The sequence below is a fragment of the Hydrogenophaga intermedia genome, assembly GCF_000723405.1.
GTDB classification, from domain to species: Bacteria; Pseudomonadota; Gammaproteobacteria; order Burkholderiales; family Burkholderiaceae_C; genus Hydrogenophaga; species Hydrogenophaga intermedia.
Genome location: NZ_CCAE010000005.1, coordinates 78,832 through 91,726 on the forward strand (window position 1 = coordinate 78,832; position 12,895 = coordinate 91,726).

Consider the following 12,895-nt stretch of genomic DNA (forward strand, 5'->3'; position numbering starts at 1 on the left):
CCGTCAGGAGATGTCGAATGTCCAACGATACGCCATCGCCTTGTTGATCGCGATGGTGGCCGGCGGCCTGCATTGGCTGCTGTGGCCCGCCGTGGGAGCGCTGCGCGCCTTCGTGTTCTACCTGCCGGCGGTGGCCGCGGCGGCGGCGGCCCTGGGGCCGGGGCCCGGCACGCTGCTGCTGTTCGTGGGCGCCATCGGCACAGGCTGGCCGCTGGGCGGGCTGGACGAATGGCCTCAGGCCCACCTGGCCGACCCCACGCGTCTGGTGCTCTACCTCGTGCTCGGCGGACTGCTGGTGGGCATGGGTGCTTCGCTGCGGCGCAATCGGGCTCGGGCGGTGTCGGCCGAGGACCGACTGATGATGGCCATCGAGGGCACGGGCATCGGCGTGTTCGACATCGACCTTGCCGCTCGCACCATCAGCGCCTCCCCCGCGCTGGCCCGTCTGGCCGGCGCACCGGTGTCACCGGACCCCGTGCCGCTGGACGCCTGGACGGCCCGCCTGCCGCCCCAACTGCTGCTCGACAGCCGGGAGCACCTGCGGCAGAAGCTCAAACAGGGTGCCACCTTTTACGAGCGCGAAGTTCCCCTGCCGTCGCCGGAGGGCGGCGACCACCGCGTGCTGCTGCGCGTGCACGTGGTCTGGCGTGGCACGCGGGCCGTGCGCCTGCGCGGCGCCTGCGTGGACATCACCGAGCGCAAACAGGTGCATGCGCAGCTCGCGGCCACGCGCGGCCAGCTCAACCAGCAATTCGACGACCTCAACCAGCTGCACGAGCTGAGCTCGCAACTGCCCGAGACGACCGACATCGCCCGGCAATTGCACATGATCCTGGCCACGCTGGCGCACTTTCACGGCGCGCACCAGGGCATGGTGTCGCTGCTCGACCCCCTCACCGACGAATTGCGCATCGCGGCCAGCCTGGGATTCGATGCCACGGCACTGGCCACGGCGCAGCGCCTGAGCGACGGGCCCTGCGCCCAAACCTGCCGCCAGCGCACGCGCACGACGCTGGAGGACACGCAGACGGCCCCGATGGACGATGAGTGCCGCGGGTTCCTGGCGGCCCACGCCATCCGGGCCGTGCACAGCACGCCGCTCATCAGTTCACAGGGGGAGGTGCTGGGCGCGATCACCGTGCACCTGGGCGAGCCGCGCCACCCCACCGAACGCGAATGCCGCCTGGCCGATATCTGCGCCCGCAAGGCGACCGTGTTCATCGAACGCACCCGCGCCCGAGACGAACTGCTCGTCTCGCAAGGGCGATTCGAAGCCGTGCTCGAAACCTCGGGCGCACCCTTCGTGATCCTCAAGCCCCTGCACCAGGGCGAGCGCATCGTCGACTTCCTGTGGATGTACGTCAACCGCGCCGCTGCCGAGGCGCTGGAGTGCACCCCGGAGCAACTGGTGGGCCACCGAGTGCTGCACTCCTCGCCCTGCCGCTGGATGGGCAACCCCGCCTTCAGCTACTGCGTGCAGGCCGTCGAGTCCCACACCATCTGCGAGTTCGACACCACCGACACCCAGGGCGCGGACACGCGCTGGTTCCACTGCATCGCCTCGCCCATTCCCGAAGGCGTGGGCGTGTGGTTCACCGACATCTCCGAGCGCATGCGCAACGAACAGTTGCTGCGCGACAGCGACCGCCGCAAGGACGAGTTTCTCGCCACGCTGGCGCACGAACTGCGCAACCCGCTTGCACCGATCCGCCAAGCGACGCTGCTGGCCATGTCGCCGCACGCCACGGACGCGCAGAAGCAGTGGAGCTGCGAAGTGATCGACCGCCAGGTCTCGCACATGGCCCTGCTGCTGGACGACCTGCTCGACGTCTCGCGCATCACGCGCGGCGCGCTGCCGCTGCGCCGCGCGCCCACCGACCTGGCCAATGTGCTCGCCTCGGCCGTCGAGACCGTTCGACCGCTGATCGACGCCAAGGGCCACCAGTTGCTGATCGACGTCGACGAAACACCCGTCGTCTTTGACGCCGACCCGCTGCGCCTGGCGCAGGTGGTGGCCAACCTGCTGACCAATGCGGCCAAGTACACCGACCCAGGCGGCACCCTCGGACTGCGGGCCGGTCGGCGCGACGGTGTCATCACCATCGAGGTGCGCGACAACGGCATCGGCATTCCGCCCGAGGCGATTCCCGACGCGTTCCGCATGTTTGCGCAGTTGCACCACGCGGGCGATCGCACGAGCGGCGGCCTGGGCATCGGTCTGGCCCTGTCCAAGGGCCTGGTAGAGCTGCACGGAGGCACCCTCACCGCCAGCAGCGAGGGCCCCGGCCGCGGCAGCGTGTTCACCGTGCAACTGCCTGCGGGCGAGGACGCCTCGGCCAGCCCGACACCCACCGGCCCCACCGCCGCACCCCGGCGTCGGCGCCTGCGCGTGCTCATCGCCGACGACAACCGCGACGCGTCCGACACGCTGGCCGCGCTGTTGCAGGTGCAGGGCCACGACGTGCGCATGGCCTACGACGGCGACCAGGCCCTGGCGCTGTGGCGCGAGGAGCGTCCCGACGTCTGCCTGCTCGACATCGGCATGCCCGGGCGCACCGGGCATCAGGTGGCACGCGAGATCCGCCGCTCGCGCGGTGGCGAACTGGCGCTGCTGGTGGCCGTGACGGGCTGGAGCCAGTTGCACGACCGCGAACTCGCGCTGGAGGCCGGCTTCGACATGCACTTGACCAAGCCCGTGAGTCCGGCGCAGCTCAGCCACTTGCTCGACAACATGGTGAAGCCGCTCACCCACCCGGCCGACGCAGCCTCCGCGAGCGGCGTCGCCCGCCCGTGACGCCGGGCCCGCACGAGCTGCAGGTCACGACGCGGGCGGGTCGCGCAGCGGCTGGCCGCCCTCGCCTTCCCAGCGCTCCAGTGCCGGCGGCTTGGCCGCCGGCCGCGCGGCGTTCGCGCGGCGTCGGCCAAGCTCGCGATAACCCGTCCAGGCCTGCCACAGCACCAGGCCCACGGCCGCCAGCATCAGCCTGTTGCCGCCGCGCGAGCCTCGGCGCACCGGGCTTGCAGCCTTCGCATGTTTCATGGCACGTCACCTCCGCAAATGCCATGCAGTGGCAACCGGCGTGCCCGTGCACACATTTCGATACAGACATGCTCCTACACCGGCGCCCATCATGGCCCGTGACAATCGCCACACGAATCGCTCCTCACACGCAGACCAACACACACACCGACACGCAGACCTCAAAGGGCCCGTTCCGATGAACCACGTGCTGATCGTCGACGACGACACCGACTCCGCGACCACCCTGCGCGAACTCGTGCGCGCCGATGAGTTTTCGGTGGCCATCGCCCACACGCTGCGCGACGCGCGGCGCCAGATCGCCCTGCAAACGCCGGACCTGGTCCTGCTGGACCTGCAACTGCCCGACGGCAACGGCCTGGACCTGTTCTCCGATCCGCAGTTGGTCAGCGACACGGACATCGTGCTCGTCACCGGCCATGCGAGCCTGGACACGTCAATCGAGGCCATGCGCCGAGGCGCGGCCGACTACCTTGTCAAACCCATCGCCATGAAGCAGTTGCAGCGCGTGCTGTCGCGCTGTGGCGAACGCACCGCGCCAACCGCGGCGGCCAATGCCGCGCGGGCCGCGCCGCGCGACCCGGGCGCCGAAAGCGGGCGCTTCGGCCTGATGTGGGGGCAGACCGCGCCCATGCGCCGGGTGTACCAGCAGATCCACCGGGTCGCGCCCACATCGGTGCCCGTGTTCGTCATGGGTGAAAGCGGCACCGGCAAGGAACTGGTGGCGCAGACGGTGCATGCGCTCAGCCGCCGTCGCGCCGGGCCCTGCCTGGCGGTGAACTGCGGTGCGATCTCACCCCACCTGATGGAAAGCGAGATCTTCGGCCATGAAAAGGGCAGCTTCACTGGCGCCGACCGCCAGCACCTGGGCTTCTTCGAACGTGCCAGCGGCGGCACCCTCTTCCTCGACGAGATCACCGAGATGCCGCTGGACCTGCAGGTCAAGCTGCTGCGCGTGCTGGAAACCGGGCGTTTCATGCGCGTGGGTTCCACACAGAGCATCCAGACCGACGTGCGCATCATCGCCGCCACCAACCGCTTGCCCCTGGAGGCGGTGGCCGCGGGCAAGCTGCGCGAGGACCTGCTGTATCGGCTGAACGTGTTTCCGATCGAGCTGCCGCCGCTGCGGGAGCGGCTGGACGACGTGCCCCTGCTTGCGCAGCACTTTCTAGACGAGATCGCGAACCGCGAAGGACAGGTGAGGCGCTTTGAGCCCGCGGCGCTGCATCAGTTGGCACAGTACCCCTGGCCCGGCAACGTGCGCGAACTGCGCAACGCAGTGCAACGCGCCTACGTCATGGCCGACGGCGAAACCATCGACGCCTTGTGGCTGCCCAAGCCGCCCGCCACAGTGGCCGGCGACGCCGCGCCATCCACCCGCCGGGCCCTGCCCGAGCCCACCGCGCAGAACGGTGTGGGCGAACCCGTCATCACCCTGCCTGTGGGCGTGTCGATGGCGCAGGCCGAACGCCTGCTGATCCAGGCCACCCTGCGCCAGTGCGAGCAACAGAAGGAGCGCACCGCCGCCGTGCTGGGCATCAGCCTGAAGACGCTCTACAACCGGCTCAAGGAATACGCGGGTGACTCGCCGTCGCGGCACTGAGCGCGGACATCCGCACCGACCCGCACGCCTGGCGCGCGGCGGGGCGTGCCTGATGCTGGCCACCGCCCTGACGGTCGGGGCCGCCGCAGCGCAAGCGGCGCCCGGTCTCAGCGAATCCGCGCAGCAGTTGCTGCAATGGATCGAGCGTGAGTCCGACAACCAGAACCGGCCCTTCGTGCTCATCGACAAACCGCAGGCGCGGCTGTGGGTCTTCGACGGGCAGCGCCGTGCCCTCGCCGATGCACCCGTGCTGCTGGGCAGCGCTTTGGGCGACACCTCCGCGCCCGACATCGGCACGCGGCCCCTCTCGCGCATTGCACCCCATGAGCGCACCACGCCTGCCGGCCGCTTCGTGCTGGAACCCGGTGAGAACCACAAGGGTGAAGACATTTTCTGGATCGACTACGACGCCGCGGTATCGCTGCACCGGGTGCGCAGCGCGCACGCGGGCGAGCGCCGGCTCGAGCGCCTGGCCACACCGACGGAGGCCGACAACCGCATTTCCTACGGCTGCGTGAACGTGCCCACGGCCTTCTACGACCGCGAACTGCACCCACGCTTCAGCCGGACGCCGGGCCTCGTCTATGTGCTGCCCGACCGGCAAGCCCTGCACGAGGCCTTCCCCCGCTTCACGCCGGGGAAGGGGGCGGCGTCCCCGCCACCCCCACGCTGAGCGCCTGGCTCAGCCTCGATCGGCCCGCGCCGCTCGTGGCGTCGTACCCTGGTTCATGTCGGTGCTGCTGCCGGGGCTTGTGCCCGTGGTGCCCTGATTGGTGCCGGCCGGCGGTGTCGTGCCCATGCCAGGCTGGGCGGGCGCTGCCGGCGGGCTGGTGTTCGGCATGGGCGCCTGCTGCGGGGATGCTGGCGGGGTCGGAGCCGGCGGCGGCGGGCTGGTCTGTGCCAGTGCGAAGCCCGATGCGATGAGGGCGGTGGCCGCCATCGCCAGGCGGATTCGGGTGAGCTTGCTGTCCATGTACAACTCCTGTGTTTGGGTGAAAGACCGACTCAATCTGCCATGGCACGGGCCTGATCGCGCAGCGCCCTCACCTGCATGTGATTGCGCTTGGCGCCTTCGTACTGGCGCTCCACGACCACACGCACATCGGGTGGCAGGTCCTTGGCAAGCGCCTCGCGGTAGCGCTCGATCGCCACGTCCTCGCCACGCTCGGCCTCTTCGAGCATGTTGACGTCGCTGTAGCCCGCCAGCGTGCCCTTGACGGCCACCCAGCCCCGGTGCGCGGCACCGGCGACGGAGCCGTGGTCCTGCGCATTGCCCCCCAGTTGCACCACGAGGGCTTGCAACTCGGAAGCCGCCTGCTTGCACTCTTCGGCGCGGGCGGCGAAGACGCTTTGCAGATCCGCGGTGTGCAGGTGCTCGGCGGTGCGGCGAAAGCCGTACTCACCGTCCTTGCAGGTTTCGATGAGATCGTTCAGACAATTGATCAGGGATTTCTGGTCCATGGCGGTGTGTCCTCGGTGTGGTTGAACGGAAGTCGCGCACGCAACACGTTTTGCACGCGGACAGCCCTGTGGGGCACATGGCGTGCCCGCCGCTCGCCACCGGTCCCTTGCCGGCTCACGCCGCAGCGCGGCGATCAGCACGGCGGGGGGGCAAGGTTTCCTCAGCACCGGAAAGTCGTCCCCCGGGCCGAGCGACGGCCCCTGCGCGCTGATCAACACCACATGCACCGCAGGCCAGCGCTGGCGCACCGTGCGAGCCAGGCCCAAGCCATCGAGCGCGCCGGGCATGTTCACGTCGCTCAGCAGCACGTCGACCGCGGGGCCGCGTTCAAGCCGATCCAGCGCCTGCCCGGCGTGCGCGGCGCGTTCCACCCGCGCACCCATGGTCTCCAGCATCGCCGCCGTGACGTCGCCCAGGGCCTCGTTGTCTTCGGTCAGCAGCACGCGCGCACGCAACGGCGGGCCACCCGCCGGAACGGGCTCGCTCTCGCGCGCCTGAGGCGGCGCCACCGGCACCAGCGGCAACACCAGCGGCGCTGGATCTGTCTCCCGCGGCAGGCTCAGCGCCGCCGCCACGCCGGGGCCGTTGCCGCGCAGCGTGATGCTCAGGTAGCGCCCGGCGGGCAAGCCCGCCACCAGGGCTGGCGCGGCGCGCTCGGTGCCCAGGTGCACCCGACCACCGTCGGGCAGGGCCTCGCGTGCGTCGAGGGCCAGATCGACGATGGCCAGTTCGAGTGCGTCGGGGTCGGCGCGCACGCACAGCCCCTCGTCGGGCACGTCAATGCTCAGTTCGATGCGCCGGCCCAGCACCACGCCCAGCATTTCGCGCAGGTTCGGGAGCCAGTCATGCAGCGCCAGCGTGCGGGGCTGCGCGGGGCGTTGGCCGCCGAAACGCAGCAGTTGCCCCGTGAGCCGACTGGCCGCCTCCACGGCGCGCAGCGTGGCAGCTATCGGCATGGCCAGGGTGGGCTGCGTGGACTGGCGCTCCATCAAGTAAGCGCTGTTGCTGATCACCCCGAGCAGGTTGTTGAACTCGTGCGCCACTCGCGCGGTCAGGCGGCCCAGGGCCTGCACGCGCTCGCGGCCAGCGGCCAGCCGCTCCTCGCGGCGCGTGCGCGCCACCGTCGCGGCCAACTGGCGCCGCAGTTCGGCACGCGCCATCCACAGCAGCGCGCCCGCCGCCAGCGCCAACAGCACGAAGGCGGCCAGCAGCCGCTGCGCGGGCGCCGATGCAAAGGCGGCGTCAAGCTGCGCGCGCGGCACGGTGGTGAGGGCGGTCCAGCCTTGCGGCGCACGGCTGAAGTACACGCGCAACGGCTCGCCGCCGACGCTGCGCAGCGCGAAGCGCCCCTCGGCGCGGCCCGCCAGGCTCTCGCGGACCCAGGCGTCGAGCGGACCGTCGCGGCTGCCCTGCGCTGCCGCTGGGTGGCGCAGTACCACCTGGCCGCGCGGATCCAGTAGCCAGGTGCTCCAGCCGGCATTCGGGGCGCGCTGTTCCATCAGCCGTCGCAGATCGGCCGGCGTCAACACCACCTTCAGGTTCATGAGGGGCCCGGTGCCCGAACGGAACACCGGCTCCACCACCACCACGCCGGCGCCCTCGGGGCCGGATGCCGCCAGCGCGTGCACGCCCGCCGAGCGCCAAAGCGCGGCGCCGCCCGCGCCCAAGGAACGAGGTGGCGAGCCGGGCTGCCACCGGGTGTCGATCCAACGCACCGATTCGCTGACCAGCTCCACCGACACGGGCGAGCCCTGGATCGCACGCCTCACGGCCTGATCGAACGCCTCGCGCTCATGTTCGGTCAGGCGCGGCGCCTGGTCCAGCAAGGGCGATGCCGCCAGCGCGCGCGCAATGGCCCCGTAGCGCGTGAATTCACGATCGAGAGACAACGCCATCGTGCGTGCGCTGTCACCGCCCTGGCGGTCAAGCGCGACGTGACCGGTGCGCCAGGTGGCCCACACGCCCCAGGCGAGCGCACCTAACGCCGGCAGCATCAACACGAGCGCGATGAGGATCAGACGGAAGCGAATGGACATCGGGAAACCATTCCAGAGGGGTCGCATCGGCCAGGGCAAATGGCGCGCCCCGCCCGCCGGGATTCGCGGGCAGCCTCATGCCGGCCGGCATCTTTTGCGGCAATTCGCATTCCCGCACGGGCAGATTCGTCCTCGCCCGCGCTCGCGGGCGACCGCGAGCGCGGGCGCCGATCGTCCGCCAGGCCAGTACCGGTGCGGCTTGCAGCCCGTTTGCGCCGGCCGCCACCGATTCCGGCACGGTGCTTGCAAACCCACGGGTTTCGGCGTCGATGGCGATGCCGTGCATACGCTCAAAGGAGGCTCCATGGGACCGCAAATGCGCGCCGAGATCCGGCCATCCCAAACCCTGTCGCCGCGCCTGCAACGGGCCGTGCAACTGCTGCAGATGCCGTCGTTGGACTTCGCGGCGCTGGTGCGCCAGAAGCTGGGCGAGAACCCCTTCCTCGAAGGCGAGGATGAGAGCGATGCGGCCGTCGACCCCCACGAAACGGGCCCGCTCGATGCGCGCGAGGACGAAGGCGAAGGCCCGGGCTCGGCCGCGCCCGAGGCGGCCAACACGGTCTGGGACGAGGGCGTGCGACGCGACGGCGCCGACGACCGCGACCTGTGGATGCAGGACGCGGTCAACGGGTCGCGCGCGGCCAGCGACGGCGAGTTGTCGGCCATGGAGATGACCGCCAGCGAGACCACGCTGGCCATGCACCTGCACGGGCAACTCAACGTGATGGCGCTGACCGAGCGCGACCTGTGCCTGGCGCGGGGCGTCGTCGAATCGCTCGACGACGATGGCTACCTGCGCACGCCGCTGGAAGACATCGCGGACGTGATCCCCTGCGAGCCCCCCGCCAGCGCACAGGACATGCTGGTGGCCCTGCGCCTGGTGCAGTCGCTGGAGCCCGCTGGCGTGGCCGCGCGCGGCGTGGGCGAATGCCTGGCACTGCAGGTGCGGCAAATGGAGGACGGGCCATGCCGCGAACTGGCCGAGCGCATCGTGAACGAGCACCTGGACGCGCTCGCCGCGCGCGACATTCCGGGCCTGGCCAGCGTGCTGCGCGTGCCGGCGGCGCGCGTGGAGGCGGTCGTCGATCGCATCCGCCACCTCGACCCCCGCCCCGGCTGGCGCGTGGGCAACTCGCGCATCGACTACGTGGTGCCCGACGTGATCGTGCGCCGCCAGCGTGGCCAGTGGTCGGTGCAGCTCAACCCCGCCGTGGTGCCCCGGGTGCGGCTGAACCAGGTCTATGCGGACCTGTTCCAACGCCACCGCTCGCGCCAGAACGGCGAGCTGGGCGAGCAACTGCAGGACGCGCGCTGGACCCTGCGCAACGTGGAGCAGCGCTTCGCCACCATCCTCGACGTGGCACAGGCCATCGTGCAGCGCCAGCGCCACTTCCTGGAGTTCGGCCCGATGGCGATGAAGCCGCTGGTGCTGCGCGAGATCGCCGAGGAGGTGGGCGTGCATGAGTCCACCGTCTCGCGCGTGACGAGCAACAAGCACATGGCCACACCGCTGGGTGTGTTCGAGCTGAAGTACTTCTTCTCGCGGCCCATGGTGAGCGCGGCGGGCAACGCCTGCTCGGGCACCGCCATCCGCGGCCTCATCGGCGACATCATCCAGGCCGAGGATTCAACGCGCCCGCTGTCGGACGCCGAGATCACGCGCCAACTCTCCACGCAGGGGCTGGTGGTGGCGCGCCGCACGGTCACCAAGTACCGGCAGTTGCTGCGCATCGAGCCCGTGGACAAGCGGCGGCGCCACGCCTGAGGCGCGGCCGTCAACGGCGCGTGCGCCGCAGCAGTTGCTCGCGGCGCTGCGCGTCCAGGCCAGGGGTGTTGCGCAGGTCGGTGTCCACCTGGCCCGAGGCAAGGTCGCGGCCCGCCTGTTCGATCACCGGATCGGGCTCTGCCCTGGTGGCCTGAAGGCCTTCGTCGCGCTCGTGCGGCAACTCCAGCGGCTCGTGTCCTTTCTTGCCGCGCGCGCCCGGCGCGTGCGGCGGCTTGCCGGTGTTGATCGACTCGCGCGGCGCGGTGTCGGGGGCAACCGGAGGATGCTTCGGGGAACGGGGCGATGGCATGTCGGACCTCCTTCGGATTCCAGTTCGGGCCAGCGGTGCGCCGCCCTTCAGATCGCGCCCACGCTGCCCGTGATGGGCAGCACGATGCCCGTGATGTAACCCGACATCACCGGCGAGGCCAGGAACACGTAGGCCGGCGAAATCTCCTCGGGTTGGGCGGCGCGCTTCATGTCGGTGTTCTTGCCGAACTCGGCCACCTTCGCGGCCGGTGAATCGGCCGGGTTGAGCGGTGTCCACACCGGCCCGGGCGCCACCGCGTTCACGCGGATGCCCTTGTCGATGAGGTTCTGCGCGAGCGATTTGGTGAAGGCGTGGATGGCGCCCTTGCTCGCCGCATAGTCCAGCAGGTGCGCGCTGCCGCGCAGGCCCACCACGGACCCGGTGTTGATGATGGCCGCGCCCTTCCCCAGGTACGGCAGGGCCGCGCGCGTCATGAGGAAGTAGCCGTTGACGTTGGTGTCCAGGGTTTCGTGCAGGCGCTCGTCGGAGATGTCCTCGATCGATTCCGCGTGCTCCTGGAAGGCCGCGTTGTTCACCAGCACGTCGAGGTGGCCGAGTTCGTCCACCGTGCGCTGGACGGCCTGCCGGCAAAAGGCACCGTCCTTCACGTCGCCCGCGATCAGCAGGCAGCGCCGACCCTCGGCCTGCACGCGGCGCTGCGTCTCGGCCGCGTCCTCGTGCTCGGCGAGGTAGACGATGGCGATGTCGGCACCCTCGCGCGCGAACAGCACGGCCACCGCCCGGCCAATGCCCGAGTCACCACCGGTGATGAGCGCAACGCGCTCGCGCAGCTTGGCGCTGCCTTCGTACTGCGGCGCCAGGAAGCGCGGCGCGAGTTCGAGCTCGGCCTCCAGGCCGGGCTTGTCGATGTGTTGCGCGGGCATGTCCGCGGGTTGGCGGCGCGCGCTGGCCTGAACGGCGGTCTCGGGTGGGCTCATGGGTGGCTCCGGTGGGGGTGTTGCCGCCCGGCGGCAAACCCCGCGCCCGCTGGCACCGGGCATGGTGATTGCCACACCAGGGTGTCGGCGATGTTGCCGGCTCAGCCCTTCAGGAGCTCAAGATGCCCAACCAGCAGAACCCTCAGCAAGACCAGAAGAAGCAACAGGAACAGCAGAACCAGAACCGCCAGCAGCAGGACAGCAACAACAACGCCAGCAACACGCCGCAGGAGCAGGAGCGCCAGCGCCGTGAACAACAACAGGCGCAGGAAAACCAGCGCTCGCAGCAAGGCGGACAGCAGGACAAGCAGCGCCAGCAGCCCGGCGCCGATCGCGACGACAACTCGCGCCAGAACCAGCCCGGCGGCCAGCAGCGTTGAGGCCCCCCGCGAGGGGACCCTGCATGACGAAACCCCTGGGGGCCTCGCGGCCTCCAGGGGTCTTTTCGTGTGTGCGGGCGGCGCGCGCGCAGCGCCTCACATGTGTTCGATCATCACCTCGCCGAAGCCCGAGCAGCTCACCTGCATGGCGCCGTCCATGAGGCGCGCGAAATCGTAGGTGACTTTCTTGGACTGGATGGCCAGCTCCATCGACGCGATGATCAGGTCCGCGGCTTCCTTCCAGCCCATGTGGCGCAGCATCATCTCGGCCGACAGGATGCTAGAGCCAGGGTTCACGTAATCCTTGCCGGCGTATTTGGGTGCCGTGCCGTGCGTGGCTTCGAAGCAGGCGACGGAATCGCTCATGTTCGCGCCCGGGGCGATGCCGATGCCGCCTACCTGCGCCGCCACCGCGTCGGAGATGTAATCGCCGTTCAGGTTGAGCGTGGCGACCACCGCGTACTCGGCCGGACGCAGCAAGATCTGCTGCAGGAAAGCGTCGGCGATCACGTCCTTGATCACGATGTCGCGGCCGGTCTTCGGGTTCGGCAACCGGCACCACGGGCCACCATCGATCGGCTGCGCGCCGAACTCGCGCTGGGCCAGCGCGTAGCCCCACTCGCGAAAGCCCCCTTCGGTGAATTTCATGATGTTGCCCTTGTGCACGAGCGTCACGCTGGGCTTGTCGTGGTCGATGGCGTACTGGATCGCCTGGCGCACCAGGCGCTCGGTGCCTTCGATGGACACGGGCTTGACGCCGATGGCCGAGGTCTCGGGGAAACGGATCGTGGTCACGCCCATTTCCTCCTGCAGGAAGCGGATGAGCTTGCGCGCCTTGTCCGAGCGCGCCTCGTACTCGATGCCGGCGTAGATGTCTTCCGAGTTCTCGCGGAAGATCGCCATGTTGGTCTTGTGCGGCTCCTTCAAGGGCGAGGGCACGCCCTTGAAGTAGCGCACTGGGCGCAGGCACACGTACAGGTCCAGCGCCTGGCGCAGGGTCACATTGAGGGAACGGAAGCCACCGCCCACCGGCGTGGTCAGGGGGCCCTTGATGGACACCGCGTAATCGCGGAGCGCGGCGACGGTCTCGTCGGGCAGCCAGACGCCGGGGCCGTACAACTTGACCGCCTTCTCGCCCGCGTACACCTCCATCCAGTGGATCTTGCGGCGCCCGCCGTAGGCCTTGGCCACCGCGGCATCCACCACCTTGAGCATCACCGGCGTCACGTCCACGCCCACGCCGTCGCCTTCGATGTACGGCACGATCGGCTCGTCGGGCACCTGCAGGGACAAGTCGTCGCGGACGGTGATCTTCTGGCCTTGCGGGGGCACCTGGATGTGCTGTGGCATGTCGGGGATGT

At 70.0% G+C, this 12,895-nt stretch carries 11 protein-coding genes; 5 read left to right on the forward strand and 6 right to left on the reverse strand.

The genetic code is table 11. The features are described from left to right. Positions 1 to 10: 10 nt before the first annotated feature. The gene (locus BN948_RS25485; RefSeq protein ID WP_051755932.1) at positions 11 to 2,794 is read left to right on the forward strand and encodes an ATP-binding protein; all 2,784 of its coding nucleotides are present in this window, start codon (positions 11 to 13) and stop codon (positions 2,792 to 2,794) included. Positions 2,795 to 2,818: 24 nt separating this feature from the next. Here BN948_RS25485 and BN948_RS05230 read toward each other — a convergent pair whose 3' ends face one another. After that, positions 2,819 to 3,040, reverse strand: coding sequence for a hypothetical protein (locus tag BN948_RS05230; RefSeq protein ID WP_009515801.1), 222 nt, complete (start codon positions 3,038 to 3,040; stop codon positions 2,819 to 2,821). 178 nt (positions 3,041 to 3,218) lie between these two features. On the opposite strand from BN948_RS05230, the gene BN948_RS05235 reads away from it, so the two are divergent. Both BN948_RS05235 and BN948_RS05240 read left to right on the forward strand, forming a co-directional pair. Next, a complete protein-coding gene (locus BN948_RS05235) occupies positions 3,219 to 4,643 on the forward strand; it encodes a sigma-54-dependent transcriptional regulator (protein ID WP_009515799.1) in 1,425 nt (474 codons plus the stop codon). A 52-nt stretch (positions 4,644 to 4,695) separates the two neighbouring features. After that, positions 4,696 to 5,316 carry a hypothetical protein gene (locus BN948_RS05240; protein WP_009515797.1) on the forward strand — a complete coding sequence of 207 codons (621 nt, stop codon included), beginning with the start codon at positions 4,696 to 4,698 and terminating at the stop codon, positions 5,314 to 5,316. Positions 5,317 to 5,325: 9 nt separating this feature from the next. Here BN948_RS05240 and BN948_RS05245 read toward each other — a convergent pair whose 3' ends face one another. Further along, a complete protein-coding gene (locus BN948_RS05245; protein ID WP_009515795.1) occupies positions 5,326 to 5,616 on the reverse strand; it encodes a hypothetical protein in 291 nt (96 codons plus the stop codon). A gap of 32 nt (positions 5,617 to 5,648) precedes the next feature. Further along, positions 5,649 to 8,141 carry a PA2169 family four-helix-bundle protein gene (locus BN948_RS26040; protein WP_009515793.1) on the reverse strand — a complete coding sequence of 831 codons (2,493 nt, stop codon included), beginning with the start codon at positions 8,139 to 8,141 and terminating at the stop codon, positions 5,649 to 5,651. Between the two features lie 304 nt (positions 8,142 to 8,445). On the opposite strand from BN948_RS26040, the gene rpoN reads away from it, so the two are divergent. Next, positions 8,446 to 9,906 carry an RNA polymerase factor sigma-54 gene (gene rpoN / locus BN948_RS05260; RefSeq protein WP_009515791.1) on the forward strand — a complete coding sequence of 487 codons (1,461 nt, stop codon included), beginning with the start codon at positions 8,446 to 8,448 and terminating at the stop codon, positions 9,904 to 9,906. A gap of 10 nt (positions 9,907 to 9,916) precedes the next feature. On the opposite strand, the gene BN948_RS05265 is transcribed toward rpoN, so the two are convergent. Then, complete coding sequence (locus BN948_RS05265; protein WP_009515789.1) at positions 9,917 to 10,216, reverse strand: hypothetical protein; 300 nt, start codon at positions 10,214 to 10,216, stop codon at positions 9,917 to 9,919. 47 nt (positions 10,217 to 10,263) lie between these two features. Beyond that, positions 10,264 to 11,154, reverse strand: coding sequence for an SDR family oxidoreductase (locus BN948_RS05270; protein ID WP_009515787.1), 891 nt, complete (start codon positions 11,152 to 11,154; stop codon positions 10,264 to 10,266). A gap of 122 nt (positions 11,155 to 11,276) precedes the next feature. Between BN948_RS05270 and BN948_RS05275 the strand changes: the two genes are divergently transcribed. Continuing rightward, positions 11,277 to 11,534 (forward strand): hypothetical protein, encoded by a 258-nt coding sequence (locus BN948_RS05275; protein ID WP_009515785.1) that lies wholly within the window; start codon positions 11,277 to 11,279, stop codon positions 11,532 to 11,534. 96 nt (positions 11,535 to 11,630) lie between these two features. Here the strand turns inward: BN948_RS05275 and icd are convergent, their stop codons facing one another. Beyond that, complete coding sequence (icd, locus tag BN948_RS05280; protein WP_009515784.1) at positions 11,631 to 12,884, reverse strand: NADP-dependent isocitrate dehydrogenase; 1,254 nt, start codon at positions 12,882 to 12,884, stop codon at positions 11,631 to 11,633. Positions 12,885 to 12,895: the final 11 nt, after the last annotated feature.